10 protein-coding genes and 1 pseudogene are annotated in these 17,595 nt (G+C 43.4%); 10 read left to right on the forward strand and 1 reads right to left on the reverse strand.

The features are described from left to right. Positions 1-118 precede the first annotated feature (118 nt). Positions 119-2,078, forward strand: a pseudogene (locus KTR06_RS06495) (LruC domain-containing protein). A gap of 143 nt (positions 2,079-2,221) precedes the next feature. Here the strand turns inward: KTR06_RS06495 and KTR06_RS06500 are convergent. Next, on the reverse strand, positions 2,222-4,159 hold the full coding sequence (locus KTR06_RS06500) for an AAA domain-containing protein (RefSeq protein ID WP_055236385.1): 1,938 nt from the start codon (positions 4,157-4,159) through the stop codon (positions 2,222-2,224). Positions 4,160-4,225: 66 nt separating this feature from the next. On the opposite strand from KTR06_RS06500, the gene KTR06_RS06505 reads away from it, so the two are divergent. From KTR06_RS06505 to KTR06_RS06545, 9 genes are all read left to right on the forward strand, one after another. After that, on the forward strand, positions 4,226-6,469 hold the full coding sequence (locus KTR06_RS06505; RefSeq protein WP_008641147.1) for an aconitate hydratase: 2,244 nt from the start codon (positions 4,226-4,228) through the stop codon (positions 6,467-6,469). Positions 6,470-6,472: 3 nt separating this feature from the next. After that, positions 6,473-7,669 carry an NADP-dependent isocitrate dehydrogenase gene (icd, locus tag KTR06_RS06510; protein WP_008650282.1) on the forward strand — a complete coding sequence of 399 codons (1,197 nt, stop codon included), beginning with the start codon at positions 6,473-6,475 and terminating at the stop codon, positions 7,667-7,669. 20 nt (positions 7,670-7,689) lie between these two features. Next, positions 7,690-9,033: a citrate/2-methylcitrate synthase gene (locus KTR06_RS06515; RefSeq protein ID WP_004299485.1), complete on the forward strand. Its 1,344-nt coding sequence runs from the start codon at positions 7,690-7,692 to the stop codon at positions 9,031-9,033. A 193-nt stretch (positions 9,034-9,226) separates the two neighbouring features. Beyond that, positions 9,227-9,988 (forward strand): DUF1295 domain-containing protein, encoded by a 762-nt coding sequence (locus KTR06_RS06520; protein ID WP_008024796.1) that lies wholly within the window; start codon positions 9,227-9,229, stop codon positions 9,986-9,988. Positions 9,989-10,039: 51 nt separating this feature from the next. Beyond that, positions 10,040-11,263, forward strand: coding sequence for an NADH:flavin oxidoreductase (locus KTR06_RS06525; protein WP_004327313.1), 1,224 nt, complete (start codon positions 10,040-10,042; stop codon positions 11,261-11,263). Continuing rightward, a complete protein-coding gene (locus KTR06_RS06530; protein WP_008024795.1) occupies positions 11,260-12,111 on the forward strand; it encodes an SDR family oxidoreductase in 852 nt (283 codons plus the stop codon). Before KTR06_RS06525 ends, KTR06_RS06530 begins: the two co-directional genes overlap by 4 nt. 191 nt (positions 12,112-12,302) lie before the next feature. Next, positions 12,303-14,717, forward strand: a complete 2,415-nt coding sequence (locus tag KTR06_RS06535) for a TonB-dependent receptor (RefSeq protein WP_195651309.1) — start codon at positions 12,303-12,305, stop codon at positions 14,715-14,717. A 40-nt stretch (positions 14,718-14,757) separates the two neighbouring features. Then, a complete protein-coding gene (locus KTR06_RS06540; RefSeq protein ID WP_151934140.1) occupies positions 14,758-16,146 on the forward strand; it encodes a DUF4374 domain-containing protein in 1,389 nt (462 codons plus the stop codon). An 89-nt stretch (positions 16,147-16,235) separates the two neighbouring features. After that, complete coding sequence (locus KTR06_RS06545) at positions 16,236-17,444, forward strand: PepSY domain-containing protein (RefSeq protein ID WP_217290085.1); 1,209 nt, start codon at positions 16,236-16,238, stop codon at positions 17,442-17,444. Positions 17,445-17,595: the final 151 nt, after the last annotated feature.

Genomic DNA, 17,595 nt, shown 5'->3' on the forward strand with positions numbered 1-17,595 from the left:
TATAAAAGGAGGAGTGAATCCTTTAAATTGCTTTTTTTAGAAAAATATATCTATAATATGACTAAAATATGCAAGTTTATGTTTATATTTGCACCATCAAATAAAATAAACGAGAAGTATGATGTATTTTAACTTGCCCAAAAGAATGATTAACATTACTAAATTAGTATGTGTTATTGGTGTTGTTTCTGTTGCTTTCTCCAGCTGTTTGCAGAAAGATGTATATGATCCTGCTAATTCAGGAGATAAAGAAGAGGAGGTTACTTTAGATAACTATTTCGACTTTGCTACTACTAAAAATATTCAATTGAATATTGATTATGGAAAAGGAATGTCCTAGAGCTTATTTTGAAGTTTATGCTGAAAATCCGCTTTCTTATGTGGCAGAAGGCGGTCAGATTATAAAGAAAGCAGGGGTGTCACACATTGCAACCGGATTTACAGATATACAAGGACGTTATATCAAACCGGCTTCTTTCCCGACAGCTGTTTCAGAAGTTTATATTTATTCTCCGGATTTTGGTGTGCCGACTTTGTATAAAACTAAAGTTGTCGGTTCGGATGTCAGCGCAAAAATAACCTTCGAGAATGCTCTTGATGTTACTCCTGTGGATTCATCAACGAGAAGTGCACAAACAAGATCCTCTTTGAAATTTATTACAAATGTAATTCCGAATGTATTAGGAACTTGGAATGTAAATACTGGTAGACCTAACTATCTGGATGCTTCCAAAAAAATAAATGTGGACGCAACTCTCAAGAGTTATATAACGACATATTTTCCGGAAGGAAAGAATAATGTAGGAACTAATTTAGTCTCTGATGATGCTGATATTCTGATAAAAGAAGATGCGAATGTCGTTGTCAACTATTTCGGAGGAGATACAGGTGCGCAAAGTGTGTTTGCTTACTATTGTTATTCGGAAAATGCCAGTATTGATAAAATAAGACAAGCTGCAAAGCATGCATGTGTAATCTTCCCTAATGTACATAAAAGTAGTCTGGGTAATTATAGTGGGGTTGCGGTGAATTTGAAATATATTGATGAGACAGGCAGCTTTCCGGAAGAAGAACCGGAACGTATCCCAGCAGGTACAAAGATTGGTTTCCTAATTTGGAATGACGGTTGGAGAGGTGTTAAGGCTAATGGGAATATGTTCTACTCAACCAAATCTTTGAATAGTGACAAAATTTCTCACACTGCAATTTTTGCAGCAAAAAATAAAGCAGGTGATAGAGTGAATGTTATCACTATGGAAGACTGGAAAAACGGTGAAAATGACTATAATGATGTTGCTTTCGTTATCTCTTCTAATCCTATTGCTGCTATTGAAGTTCCGGATGTTCCTAATCCGGGTGATCGACAAGGAACAGAAAAGTATTCTGGAGTGCTTGGCTTTGAAGATAACTGGCCTGAACAAGGAGATTATGACTTGAATGATGTAGTCATGAAATATCAGTCAAGTGTTGATTATAATATAGATAATAAAGTTCTTAATATTATTGATAAGTTCACATTGGCTTGGACGGGAGCTAATTATAAAAACTCGTTTGCGTATGAGGTTCCTTTCGATTTGAGTAAAGCGTCCCAAGTAATAATCAATGGCGATGAAATTACTTCCTATTCAGGTAATGTGATAACATTATTCAAGGATGCTAAAGCTGAATTGGGAGTATCCAATGTGGATATGATTAATCAGAATATTCAAGAGAAGACATATACGGTATCCATACAATTTAATAACCCTACTCTTGATAAATCAGTGGTGGTAGCTCCTTATAACCCTTTTATAAAAGTATTCAACTCTGCCACAGAAGTCCATCTGACAGATCATAAGCCGACGACTGGTGCGAATAATCGTTTCCCTTCCGGAGCTGATATTTCTCGTGGTGATGTAGATGGTGCCTATTTCATTTGCAAAGATGGTTTTCCGTTTGCAATTCATGTAGATGCTCGTTTGGACGCTTCTATTTTGAATTTAGATCTTAAAAAGGAGAATCAGCGCATTGATAAAACATATCCTAAATTTGCAGAATGGGCAAAAACGCGCGATCCGCAAATAAAATGGTGGAAATAGTTGGAGTGCATTGGAATAATCGACTATCTTTGAGGGTGAAAAATTAAGAATAGTACTGATGTAAAATATTGTTTGTTTTGTTTGTGTTAAAAAAAGTGTGGTTTCGGGAGAAAGTGTGCTTTGTTAAAAGGAGGATTAAGTATTTAATCCTCCTTTTTAATGAATAACATCAACCTTTTATAGAAAGGATGCTTGGCAAGGGTGGAGGTATCTCCTAATATAACAAGTTTCATTCGTGCCCGCGTAATCGCTACATTCATTCTTCGCAAGTCATTTAGAAACCCGATTTGTCCGTCCTCGTTGGCACGTACGAGACTGATGAAAATAACGTCTCGCTCCTGTCCCTGAAAGCCGTCTACCGTATTCACGGTGATGAGGCTGCGGAAAGGGCGTAAAAAGCTGCTTCCTTTTATTTTTCCTCTCAAATATTGCACTTGTGCCTTGTATGGCGAAATCAGACCGAAATCAATTCTTTCATCCAGTATTCGCTCTTTGCCGATACGTTCGATGTAAGTTTCCAGTTCTTGCAGTAGTAGGTTGGCTTCCTGCTTATTGATGCGTCCGAAGCTTTCTCCTACAAAATCTTCGTGAAAGTCCATCTCTGAAGTATCGATCCAGTTCATGGGAGTGTCGAAATCAAGAATCCCCCGATAGCGTACTTCCGGAGCAGCTTCCAGTTCTCCGTGATAAAACCAGTCGGAGGGAAACTGCATGATGGTTTCATGCATTCTGTACTGTACTTTTAATAGAGAGACCGCGGAAGGTTTTTGTTGAACGACTTTTTCCATTAATGTATGATCCAATCCTCCACGGGAAGCTTCTATACATTTGATAGTCGGCGGAAGCTGACAATGATCTCCTGCAAGGATGACCCGGTCTGCTTTGCGGATAGCGATCCAGCAGGCAGCTTCGAGGGCTTGTGCAGCTTCGTCGATGAATAAAGTCGAAAAACGACGTCCGTTGAGCAGGCGGTGGTTGCTGCTGACTAGGGTAGAAGCAATCACACGGGCACTGTCGAAAAGATCGGCATTGATTTGTATTTCCAACTCCGTGGCACGGTCGCGGAGACGACTCATGCGATTACGCATTCCTTCCCGTTCAGAATAACTACCCCGGCGCATCCGGCTACCCATTTCGCGGATAGATTTACGGATTCCCCAAAGCTCCGGATAGGCAGGATGACTTTCAAACCGGCGTTCGTAGGTGGATGAAAGCATTTTGTCGTTGACTCGGGTCGGATTTCCAATGCGGAGCACGGGTACTCCCCGGTCTACCAGTTTCTCACAAATCCAGTCGACAGCCGTGTTGCTTTGTGCACAGACAAGCACTTGTGGTTCCCGGTGTAACGTTTCGTAAATCGCTTCGACAAGAGTCGTTGTCTTTCCGGTTCCCGGAGGACCGTGAACAATAGATACGTCACGCGTACATAGCACCTTGTTGACTGCTGTTTCCTGTGTACTGTTCAGCCATGGAAAGCGGACAGGATATAATTCGCGGAATCCCGGTTTTTGGGTACCCAACAAAATGTCGCGCAGTTCCGCCAGGCGGTTGTCTTTGGCGCGTATCGTGTCTTCCAGTGCCTCGAACATGGCCCGGTACGATGTTTCGTCAAAATAAAGTTGTACCCCCAGTATACCGTCAGTTTGCAGTTCCGCTAAAGCTCCCGCTCCGGGGAGTACAACGACCATTCGTTCTTCGTCGGCAAAGCTGACGGTAGCGATGAAATCCATATACTTCACTTTTCCTTCGAATGACTGGTGGAAAAAGCAAACAGGACGGCCGAACTCAAAGGAATGCTCTATTTCTTTATTTTCGGTCCGTGTAATATCTATTACAAGCTGATTCAGCGAATTGTAGTAACTTCGGCCAAGAGAGACAGGATACCAGCAGAGACCGCGCTTCACTTTACGGGCAACGCCCATTGTTTCGGTCTGCCGCTTAAATTCTTCCTTCTCATATTCATACTCCATCCGCAGGAGGAGTTGCTGCTGCTGAAGGTCTATAATGGGACTTTTCGGATTATTACTCATAATAGGCGCAAAGGTAACAAATCTTCGTTCCGGGTAGAAAAAATATTTCATTTTGTTAAACATTACTCGAACGTCGTTCGTTATTTTAATAGATAGACTAAAAAAACAAAAAGCAATATGGTATATGATGTGACTATGTTAGAAGCTTTCTACGCTGCTTATAAAGGAAAGGTAGAACACGTACGGGCTATACTGAAACGCCCTTTGACGTTGGCCGAGAAGATTTTGTATGCTCATCTGTATGATGTAGCCGATTTGAAAGATTACAAACGGGGGGAGGATTATGTGAATTTCCGTCCCGACCGTGTGGCTATGCAGGATGCAACTGCGCAGATGGCATTGCTTCAATTTATGAATGCAGGTAAGGATCAGGTGGCTGTGCCTTCAACAGTGCATTGCGATCACTTGATACAGGCGTATAAAGGTGCAAAGGCGGATATTGCTACGGCAAGACTAACCAATGAAGAAGTATACGACTTCCTCCGTGATGTATCTTCCCGTTATGGTATCGGCTTCTGGAAACCGGGAGCAGGAATTATCCATCAGGTAGTGCTCGAAAACTATGCTTTCCCCGGCGGTATGATGGTGGGAACAGACTCTCATACGCCTAATGCAGGCGGACTGGGCATGGTGGCTATCGGTGTTGGTGGTGCGGATGCCGTGGATGTGATGACAGGAATGGAATGGGAGCTGAAAATGCCGAAGATTATCGGTGTCCGTCTGACCGGAAAACTAAGCGGTTGGACCTCTCCGAAAGACGTGATTCTGAAACTGGCCGGCATCCTTACCGTAAAAGGAGGAACGAATGCTATTATCGAATATTTTGGTCCCGGAACCGAATCCCTTTCTGCTACCGGGAAAGCTACCATTTGCAATATGGGTGCCGAAGTTGGAGCTACTACCTCTTTATTCCCGTTTGACGGACGCATGGCTACTTATTTGAGAGCTACCGGAAGAGATTGTGTAGTCGATTGGGCTGAATCTGTTGGTGCAGACCTTCGTGCAGACGACATTGTGACCGACGAACCATCCAACTATTACGACCGTGTGATTGAAATTGACTTGTCAGAACTCGAACCTTATATAAACGGGCCGTTTACACCGGATGCCGCTACTCCCATCTCTGAATTTGCAGAAAAAGTGTTATTGAACGGCTACCCCCGTAAAATGGAGGTAGGCTTGATAGGTTCATGTACCAATTCTTCTTATCAGGATTTGAGCCGTGCAGCTTCTTTGGCAAAGCAGGTGACAGAAAAGAATTTGAGCGTTGCTTCTCCGCTGATCGTCAATCCGGGTTCGGAGCAAATCCGGGCTACTGCCGAAAGAGACGGTATGATTGAGGCTTTTGAACGGCTGGGAGCCACGATTATGGCAAATGCTTGTGGACCTTGTATCGGTCAGTGGAAACGTCAGACGGACGATCCGACACGAAAAAACTCAATCGTCACCTCTTTCAATCGTAATTTTGCCAAACGCGCTGACGGTAATCCCAACACATACGCGTTTGTAGCTTCTCCGGAACTAACGATGGCGTTAACAATAGCCGGTGATCTCTGTTTCAACCCGTTGAAAGACAGACTGGTGAATCATAACGGAGAAAAAGTGAAACTCTCCGAGCCTGTAGGAGATGAACTCCCTTTGAAAGGTTTTGAACAGGGAAATGAAGGGTATATTGCCCCGCACGGAGCAAAAACGGAAATCAGGGTAAAACCGGATTCCCAACGTCTCCAGCTTCTGACTCCTTTCCCGGCATGGGACGGACAAGACTTGCTGAACATGCCTTTATTGATTAAAGCACAGGGAAAATGTACTACCGACCATATCTCTATGGCAGGTCCGTGGCTCCGTTTCCGGGGACATTTGGAGAATATTTCCGACAATATGCTGATGGGAGCTGTCAATGCTTTCAATGGTGAAACGAACCGTGTTTGGAATCGTTCGACAAATACTTATGGAACAGTTTCCGGTACGGCAAAGATGTATAAATCCGAAGGTATTCCGTCTATTGTTGTTGCCGAAGAGAATTATGGAGAAGGTTCCAGCCGTGAACATGCAGCCATGGAACCACGCTTCCTCAATGTACGTGTCATTTTGGCTAAGAGTTTTGCCCGTATCCACGAAACAAATCTGAAAAAACAAGGAATGCTTGCTCTTACTTTTGTAGATAAAGTAGACTATGACAAGATTCGGGAACACGATCTTTTGTCCGTATCAGGCTTAGTCCATTTCGCACCGGGGCGCAATCTGACGATTATTCTTCATCACGAAGACGGAACGAAAGAAAGTTTTGAAGTGCAACATACCTATAATGAACAGCAGATAGCTTGGTTCCGTGCCGGTTCTGCCTTAAATACAAGATAAAAAATGAGCAAAATAACCATGCAAACAGATGGTACGCTGTTGGTACCCGATGTGCCTACCGTACCTTATATTACCGGCGATGGAGTAGGAGCCGAAGTAACTCCTGCCATGCAAGCCGTAGTGGACGCAGCTATCCGGAAAGCATACGGCGGCAAACGTCGGATCGAATGGAAAGAAGTGTTGGCGGGAGAACGTGCCTTCAACGCGACTGGTTCCTGGTTGCCGGATGAAACAATGGAAACCTTTCAGGAATACCTGGTAGGAATCAAAGGTCCGTTGACAACTCCTGTCGGAGGTGGAATCCGTTCGTTGAACGTAGCACTGCGTCAGACACTTGATTTATACGTCTGTCTTCGTCCGGTTCGTTGGTATCAGGGAGTACAGTCGCCTGTCAAATCACCGGAGAAAGTGAATATGTGTGTGTTCCGTGAAAATACGGAAGATATTTATGCAGGTATCGAATGGGAAGCCGGAACTCCGGAAGCTGAAAAGTTCTATCAATTCTTGAAAGACGAAATGGGCGTGACAAAAGTCCGTTTCCCGGAAACCTCTTCTTTCGGTGTGAAACCTGTATCACGTGAGGGCACGGAGCGTCTTGTACGTGCTGCCTGCCAGTATGCGCTCGACCATCATTTGCCTTCCGTAACACTGGTGCATAAAGGGAATATCATGAAGTTTACCGAAGGTGGTTTCAAAAAATGGGGCTACGAACTGGCGCAACGTGAATTTGGCGATGCTTTGGCAGATGGCAGACTGGTGATAAAAGATTGCATTGCAGATGCTTTCTTACAAAATACACTCCTGATTCCCGAAGAATATTCCGTAATAGCCACCTTAAACCTCAATGGAGACTACGTTTCCGACCAACTGGCGGCCATGGTAGGCGGTATCGGCATCGCTCCGGGAGCAAACATCAACTACCAGACAGGTCATGCCATCTTTGAAGCGACTCACGGAACAGCCCCCAATATTGCGGGAAAAGATGTGGTGAACCCTTGTTCTATTATCCTTTCGGCAGTAATGATGCTCGAATATTTTGACTGGAAAGAAGCGGCTGCTCTGATAGAGAAAGCCTTGGAACAAAGCTTCTTGGACGCTCGTGCTACACACGATTTAGCCCGTTTTATGCCGAATGGAACCTCCCTCTCTACTTCCGCTTTCACTCGTGAGATCGTGGAAAGAATTGAAAAACAAAAGTAACGAATAAAAAACGAAGAAAGATGAAAAAAGAGTACTTGATTTACAAGCTTTCCGAGGAAATGAAGGAAGCTACCCGGATTGATACAGAATTGTTCTCCAAGTTTGATGTGAAGCGCGGATTGCGTAATGAAGACGGCACAGGTGTATTGGTAGGTTTAACCAGAATCGGTAATGTAGTAGGATATGAACGTGTTCCGGGGGGGGGACTGAAACCCATACCGGGAAAACTGTTCTATCGCGGTTATGATGTAGAAGATATTTCTCACGCTATAATCAAAGAGAAACGCTTTGGCTTCGAAGAAGTGGCTTACCTATTGCTTTCCGGACGTCTGCCGGATAAAGAAGAATTGCTTTCTTTCCGTGAGTTGATTAATGACAATATGCCGTTGGAACAGAAAACGAAAATGAACATCATCGAGTTGGAAGGAAACAACATCATGAATATTCTTTCACGCAGCGTATTGGAAATGTATCGTTTTGACGCAAATGCGGATGATACCTCCCGGGATAACCTGATGCGTCAGAGTATTGAACTGATTTCAAAGTTCCCCACTATCATCGCTTATGCTTATAATATGCTTCGTCATGCTACTTTCGGACGTTCTCTGCATATCCGCCATCCGCAGGAAAAGCTCTCTATTGCCGAGAATTTCCTGTATATGCTGAAAAAAGACTATACCGAACTGGATGCACGTACCCTCGATTTGTTATTGATTCTTCAGGCAGAGCACGGTGGTGGTAATAACTCCACTTTCACCGTTCGCGTTACTTCTTCTACCGGAACAGATACTTATTCGGCCATCGCCGCAGGTATCGGTTCGCTGAAAGGCCCGCTTCACGGAGGTGCCAATATTCAGGTTGCTGACATGTTCCAGCACCTGAAGGAAAATATCAAAGACTGGACAAGTGTAGATGAGATAGACACTTACTACACCCGAATGTTGAACAAAGAAGTGTATAACAAAACCGGATTGATCTATGGTATCGGACATGCCGTTTATACCATCTCCGACCCTCGTGCTCTTCTATTGAAAGAACTGGCTCGCGACCTTGCCCGTGAAAAAGGCAGAGAAAGCGAATTTGCTTTCCTCGAACTGTTGGAAGAACGTGCCATCGCTACTTTCGGACGGGTTAAAAACAACGGAAAGACAGTGTCCAGCAATATCGATTTCTATTCGGGCTTCGTGTATGAAATGATCGGTTTGCCGCAGGAAATCTTCACTCCACTGTTTGCCATGGCACGTATCGTAGGCTGGTGTGCACACCGCAATGAAGAATTGACCTTCGACGGTAAACGGATTATCCGCCCGGCTTATAAAAATGTACTTGATGATTTGGCTTATATCCCAATTAAGAAACGCTGATAAGAATCAATCCTTTTATTAAATAGATAAGTAATCCCGGATGTGTGCCTGATCATTTCAGAAGCGCATCCGGGAAATTTTATATTTTCTCCTTTTTTATGTTCGTAAAAGAATGTACTTCAGATTCTTTCTATTTTTTGTATCGTCGTTTATCTCATTTTTGTTATTTTTGCGTGTTACAAAATAGATCGGTATGAGTATAGATACTTTTAATCTGTTTCTGGGGGTGATGAGCCTGATTGCTTTGTTTGTTTTTATCGCCCTTTACTTTGTGAAAGCCGGATATGGTATTTTCCGCACAGCATCGTGGGGAGTAGCTATCTCCAATAAGCTAGCCTGGATATTGATGGAAGCTCCGGTTTTTGTGGTGATGTGCGTGATGTGGATCTATTCCGAACGTCGGTTTGAACCGGTGATTTTCACTTTCTTCCTCTTCTTTCAAATTCACTATTTTCAGCGTGCTTTCATCTTCCCTTTGCTATTGAAAGGGAAAAGTAAGATGCCACTGGCAATCATGTCGATGGGAGTTCTTTTTAATTTGCTGAATGGTTATATGCAAGGGAAATGGATTTTCTATCTTGCTCCCGAAACGATGTATCAAGCCGGCTGGTTCACTTCACCGTGGTTTATTTTCGGCACACTGCTCTTTTTCGCAGGTATGCTGTTGAACTGGCAGTCGGATTATATCATCCGTCATTTGCGCAAACCGGGAGACACCCGGCATTATCTGCCTCAAAAAGGAATGTACCGTTATGTCACTTCCGCCAACTATTTCGGTGAGATAGTAGAATGGGCAGGTTGGGCGATACTCACTTGTTCACTTTCCGGTCTGGTCTTCCTTTGGTGGACGATTGCTAACCTTGTTCCCCGTGCCAACGCTATTTGGTGCCGTTACCGGGAAGAATTCGGAGACGCAGTGGGAGAACGGAAACGAGTGTTCCCTTTCCTTTATTAGGGGCGCTTTTTATCATGACTTACGTATGACTTAAATAAAATATCAACTACTATGGAATCTAAACTTTTTAGCCCGGTCACCTTTGGCCCTTTGACGCTGCGGAATCGAACGATCCGTTCGGCAGCTTTTGAGAGCATGTGTCCGGAGAATACTCCCACGCAAATGTTGCTGGATTACCATCGGTCGGTAGCTGCGGGGGGAGTGGGTATGACAACAGTGGCTTATGCTGCCGTGACACAAAGCGGACTTTCTTTCGACCGTCAGTTGTGGTTGCGTCCGTCCATTATTCCCCGTTTACACGAATTGACAAAAGCCGTGCACGATGAAGGTGCCGCAGTAGGTATACAAATCGGGCATTGTGGAAATATGTCCCATAAAAATATATGTGGTGTCACTCCTATATCCGCATCTTCAGGCTTCAACCTCTATTCTCCTACGTTTGTGCGTGGAATGGAAAAAGAGGAGCTTCCGGAAATGGCGAAAGCGTATGGAAATGCAGTCAATCTGGCGAGGAAAGCCGGGTTTGACGCCGTTGAAGTACATGCGGGGCACGGCTATTTGATTAGTCAATTCCTGTCTCCCTACACCAATCATCGGAAAGATGAATACGGCGGTTCGCTCGAAAACCGGATGCGTTTTATGGATATGGTGATGGAAGAAGTGATGAAAGCGGCGGGCAATGATATGGCAGTTTTCGTAAAAATGAATATGCGCGACGGCTTCAAAGGAGGAATGGAGATAGACGAATCCATACAAGTGGCCAAACGTCTGTTGGAACTTGGCGCTCATGGATTGGTGTTGAGTGGTGGTTTTGTCAGCAAAGCGCCGATGTATGTGATGAGAGGTGCCATGCCGATTCGTTCGATGTCTTACTATATGAATTGTTGGTGGCTGAAATACGGAGTCCGTATGTTTGGCAAATGGATGATCCCCTCTGTACCCTTCAAAGAGGCCTATTTCCTTGAAGATGCACTGAAATTCCGTGCGGCTCTTCCGGATGCGCCGTTGATTTATGTCGGTGGTCTTGTTTCCCGTCAGAAAATAGATGAAGTGCTCGATTCCGGTTTTGATGCCGTGCAGATGGCGAGAGCATTACTGAACGAACCGGGATTCGTGAACCGGATGAAACAGGAGCAACAAGCACGCTGCAACTGTGGACACAGTAATTATTGCATAGGACGTATGTATACGATAGAAATGGCTTGTCATCAACATTTGAAAGAACAATTACCTTCCTCTTTACAAAAGGAAATTGATAAACTGGAGAAAAAATGAGTGAAATGAAATGGGCAATCATCACCGGTGCGGACGGAGGAATGGGAACAGAAATAACACGTGCCGTAGCCAAAGCCGGTTATCGAATCATTATGGCTTGTTATCATCCGAAGAAAGCGGAGGTTGTTCGTGAATGTTTGAGCAAGGAAACCGGAAACCCGGATTTGGAGGTTATGGCTATTGACTTATCTTCCATGCAATCCGTAGTTGCTTTTGCCAGTCAGATCTTAGAAAGGAATCTTCCCATCTCTTTGTTGATGAATAATGCCGGAACGATGGAGACAGGTTTTCATACTACTTCCGAAGGATTCGAACGAACGGTAAGTGTGAACTACATGGGACCTTATCTGCTTACCCGGAAATTAATTCCGCTGATGGTGCGTGGAGCGCGTATCGTAAATATGGTTTCCTGTACATACGCAATCGGCAAGCTCGACTTCCCGGATTTCTTTCATAGAGGGAAAACGGGAACGTTTTGGCGGATTCCTGTTTACAGTAACACGAAGTTGGCTTTATTATTGTTTACTTTCGAGCTTTCCGAGCAACTTCGAGAGAAGGGGATTACCGTCAATGCTGCCGATCCGGGAATTGTTTCTACTGATATCATCACTATGCACAAGTGGTTCGATCCGTTAACGGATATTTTTTTCCGTCCTTTTATCCGTAAACCCAAGAAAGGGGCTTCTACGGCAATCGGTTTACTGTTGGACGAAAAGGAAGCCGGTGTGACAGGACAACTGTATGTCAATAACCACCGGAAAAACTTGTCTGATAAATACACGAATCATGTGCAAAAAGAGCAGTTGTGGGAGGTAACGGAACGTGCGTTGGCGAGTTGGCTGAAGTAGGTTTTCTTTTCTTTTTTTATTTAAATTATCCAGTATTTACTTATATATAGGTATTGTACATATCTATATATCTCATTTTTGTTGTCTTATTTTTACCAATAGATAGGGATTGTTTGGCATCCCTCTTTCTGCTTACCTTTGCATCGCTTTTAGAGCAATGAAAAGGTATAAAGTAAAAAGGTAAAAAGGAGATGAGCAATAAATATTTTTTGGTTTTTCTGGCATTCTTGTTTTCCGTATCCGTATATTCACAACATGGGCGTCACCGTAGTAGTTTAATTTCGGGCAGAGTGATGTCTACAGAGAAAGAAGTGGTGGATTTTGCGACAGTTTATCTGAAAGGAACCAACCAAGGATGCTATACAGATGAAAAAGGTATATATCATTTGAAAACTACAGCAGGTGAATATACACTTGTCGTTTCGGCTATCGGTTATCAAACGGTAGAAAAGAAAGTTAAATTAGCCAAGGGAGAAAGAATAAAAGTAAACGTCACTATCGCACCGGCGGTAAAAGAACTGGGAGAGGTGCTGGTCACGACATCCGGAGTCGGTCGTGTGAATCAATCTGCTTTTAATGCGGTAGCCATTGATGCGAAGAAATTGCATAACAGTACGCAGACTTTGGCGGGTGCACTGACTAAAGTGCCCGGTGTAAAACTCCGCGAATCAGGTGGAGTGGGATCGGATATGCAATTGTATATCGATGGCTTTAGCGGGAAACATGTGAAAATCTTCATTGACGGCATACCACAGGAGGGAGCCGGTGCCGCATTCGATTTGAACAATGTTCCTATTAATTTTGCCGACCGTATAGAAGTCTATAAAGGAGTGGTTCCTGTAGGATTCGGAACCGATGCTATTGGGGGAGTGGTTAATATTGTCACCAACAAGCAACCCGGAAAGTGGTTTATGGACGCTTCCTATTCTTACGGGTCATTTAATACTCATAAATCATACGTGCGCTTCGGACAAACGTTCAAGAATGGTTTTATGTATGAGGTCAATGCTTTTCAAAACTTTTCGGATAATGATTATTATGTAGACACTTACGTACGCGAATTTGAGATTAAAGAAGATGGAAGCGTACGTTTTCCGCCACTTGATAAAAATAAGATTTATCATCTGAAACGTTTTAATGACCAGTATCATAATGAAGCCGTGATTGGAAAAATCGGCCTGGTAGGAAAGAAATGGGCAGACCGTTTGGCGTTGAGTTTCAATTATTCCCATTTCTATAAAGAGATACAAACAGGCGTTTATCAAGATGTCGTGTTCGGTGAAAAATTCCGCAAAGGACATTCGTTGGTCCCTTCTTTAGAATATTACAAAAAGAACTTATTGGTGAAAAACCTGGATCTGCTGTTGACTGCCAATTACAATCATAATATCACCAACAATGTCGATACCGCTTCGCGGGCTTACAACTGGCGTGGAGATTTTTATGAAAAAGGTAGCCGGGGAGAACAGTCTTACCAGAACAGTGAATCTAAAAATAGAAACTGGAATGGGACGCTGAAGATGAATTATCATATCGGACAGGCGCATACGTTTACTTTCAGTCATGTAATCAGTGATTTTGAACGTACGAGCCGTTCTACCATCGGTGCTTCTTCCAAATTCACGGACTTTTCTATTCCTAAAATCACTCGTAAAAACGTCAGCGGGCTTTCTTACCGTCTGATGCCGTCGGACAGATGGAATGTGTCGGCATTTGCCAAATATTATCGGCAATACAACAAGGGACCGGTATCGCAGAATACGGATGGAATAGGCAATTATATCAATCTGTCCAATACGGCAAGCGCTCTTGGATATGGAGCGGCAGGTACCTATTTTATATGGAAAGATCTTCAGGTGAAACTTTCGTACGAAAAGGCTTTCCGCCTGCCGACCACGGACGAACTCTTTGGAGATGAAGACCTTGAAGCTGGCAAAATGAATCTGAAACCGGAGAAAAGTGATAATGTCAATTTGAGTTTTAGCTATAATCATCAGTTTGGCAAGCATGGATTGTATGCCGAGGCCGGTTTGATATATCGGGATACGAAAGATTATATAAAAAGAGGACTGGACGTATTGGGAGGAACAAGCTACGGATATTATGAGAACCACGGTCACGTAAGGACCAAAGGGTATAATTTGTCATTGCTTTATAGCTTCTCGCATTGGTTTGATATAGGAGGAACATTCAATAGCATCGATACTCGTGATTACGAAAAGTTTCTGGCGGGTTCCTCTTTGCAGGAAAGCATGCACTATAAAGTGCGTATGCCGAATCTGCCCTATCGTTATGCTAATATCAATGCAAATTTTTATTGGAATGACCTGTTTGTCAAAGGAAATGTGTTGAGCATCGGCTATGATAGCTACTGGCAGCACGATTTTCCTCTTTATTGGGAAAATCTCGGAGATAAAGATTCAAAGAATATGGTGCCGGAACAGTTTTCTCATAATCTGTCTTTGTCCTACACCATGAAGAATGGACGTTATAATGTATCCTTTGAATGTCGGAATTTCACCGATGCCCAACTGTTTGACAATTTTAGCCTGCAAAAAGCGGGGCGCGCATTCTATGGAAAGTTCAGAGTGTTTTTCGGTAAATAATAAGAGTAAGTTTTTAGTATCAATCAATAATAAAGAATATATGAAGAAGTTTTTATTACAGGCTTTTGCCGTAGCTTTTTGTTTGAGTAGCGGTGTGTTTGTGGCATCTTGCGACGATGATAATAATCCGGTGGATAACCCGCCGATTGATGGAGAAACGGCTTATGTGGTGGCTTCCACAACTGGTGAAGCAAGTTATTTGGTAGTAGCCAATTCTTTGGATGAAGGAACAGTGTCGACTCAAGGGAATGGAACCGAAGTGATTGGCGGTACCTATTGGGTATATAAAGGATTGGATTATGTGTTTGCTTTAGTTTATAATAAAGGTGGCGCAGGTACAGGAGCTTCCTATTATCTGGGGGCAGATGGTAAAATGAAAGAAAAGTACACATACACTTATAATCGTATCACGTCATACGGTACTTGGGGGGATAAAGTAGTGACTGTTTCCACCGGGGACTCGAAAATAACGGATGAGGATCAGAATGTGGCTCAAGCATTGTTGTTCAACTATCTGGATGCAACCGATGGTAGCCAGGAAGAGGGTACCTTGCTTGCCGAAAATTACTTGGGTAATGGTGAAAAAGTTTCATGGGCAGGTCTGGTTGAAGCTAACAATAAGATTTATACATCTGTCATCCCAATGGGAATGAGTAAGTACGGTATTAAAAAATGGCCGGAAGCTGTGACAGATCAGGAACTTGTGACTAAGACTGACGGTGGTAGCGGCAGCGGTGCATATACAGCCGGTGTTATTCCTTCTACACAATACCCGGATAATGCTTACGTGGCAATTTATAGTGGCACGAACTTCAATGAGACTCCGGTGATTGCCAAGACTGATAAAATAGGCTATGCATGTGGTCGTATGCGTTCACAATATTATCAGACCATTTGGGCCGCTGATAATGGTGACGTCTATGTGTTCTCTCCCGGATATGGACGTACGGCAGTTTCATCTTCAGATTTGAAGAAGGTAACAGGACAGAAGCCTTCGGGCGCAATGCGTATCAAAGCAGGCGCAACAGATTTCGATCCGGATTACTATGTGAACTTTGAAGAGATAGGCACTAAACATCCTATTTTCCGTTGCTGGCACATCTCTGAAGATTACTTCCTGCTTCAATTGTATAAAAAGGGAGCGGAAGATATGATTAATGGCGGTACAAGTGCAGATGTCAGCGAATTAGCTGTTTTCAAGGCGGAAGATCAGACGATTATGCCTGTTACAGGTCTGCCGGCTGACGGAAAGTTTGGTGGCGAGCCTTATGGAGAAAAAGGGTATGCTTATATGGCTGTCACTGTGACTACGGGCGAGAAACCGGCCTTCTATAAAATAGACGCAAAAACAGGCAAGGCAGTCAAAGGTTTAACGGTAGAAGCTGACGCTATCACTACGGTAGGTAAGATGGAATATCTTTCAAAATAATACAGTCGGTTAAATAGAGAATCTTTTGTATATAAAAGCCTGCCGAGCGGAAAGCTTTGCAGGCTTTTTCAAGAAATAGGATTGAAAACATGAAAAAAATATTCAGAAAGATACATTTGTGGCTTTCCGTCCCTTTCGGACTGATAATAACTCTTGTCTGCTTCTCCGGTGCCATGCTGGTATTTGAAAATGAGGTGAATGAGTGGTTTCGACGCGATCTTTACTACGTAGAAACGGTAAAGGAGTCTCCTCTTCCTATGGATAAGTTGCTTGAAAAAGTGGCGACGACATTGCCTGACAGTGTATCGGTGACCGGTGTCAGCATATCTTCTGATCCCGGACGTGCGTATCAGGTTAGTCTTTCCAAACCACGTCGTGCATCTTTGTATGTAGACCAGTATACGGGCGAAGTAAAAGGAAAAAGCGAGCGTAGCGGCTTTTTTATGTTTATGTTCCGAATGCATCGCTGGCTGCTGGATAGTATGAATCCGGGAAATGAAGGGATCTTTTGGGGTAAAATGATTGTAGGTGTCAGTACACTTTTACTTGTTTTTGTACTGATTTCGGGAATTGTCATTTGGTGGCCGCGTACACGTAAAGCATTGAAAAATAGCCTGAAAATAACAGCAACAAAAGGTTGGAAACGGTTTTGGTATGACTTGCATGTGGCAGGTGGAATGTATGCTCTGATCTTTCTACTGGCTATGGCACTGACGGGATTGACCTGGTCTTTTCCGTGGTATCGGACGGCTTTCTATAAGGTCTTCGGGGTGGAAGTACAGCAACGTGCCGCCCAAGGACATGAACAGAAAAGTGATGCTCAAAAGAGGGATACCAAACTGGCAGCCCATCGGGAAAAGAAAAGAGAAGGAAATGAGGTTCGAAAGGGTGAAAGAGGCGGACGTCCGGAAAACAATCACAGTGATATGTACTCGGTAACTTCACCATTCGTTTATTGGCAGGAGATTTATGATAAACTAAGACGTCAGAATCCGGAGTATAAGCAAATCAGTATTTCTTCTGGTACGGCAAGCGTGTCTTTCAACCGTTTCGGGAATCAGCGGGCATCTGACCGTTATTCTTTCAATACGGATAATGGTGAATTTACAGAAACAAGTCTTTATCAACATCAAGACAAGTCGGGAAAGATTCGTGGTTGGATTTATTCTGTGCATGTTGGTAACTGGGGAGGAATGTTTACTCGCATACTTACCTTTATTGCTGCCTTATTGGGGGCTGCACTACCACTGACTGGATATTATTTATGGATAAAAAGACTCATAAAGGTACGGAAATGAATGAAATTTTTTCCTACTATAAAGTTGAAAAACATAAAAACATCTGCCACCTGCAACGAAACGCGTGTAATGCACTAGTTAATAGATAGTTGTAACGTTGCAGATACCTGTGGCAGATAGGTTGCAGATAAAGTATCTGCAACACGTTATA

Source organism: Bacteroides sp. MSK.20.12 (genome assembly GCF_019052435.1).
Lineage (GTDB): Bacteria > Bacteroidota > Bacteroidia > Bacteroidales > Bacteroidaceae > Bacteroides > Bacteroides xylanisolvens.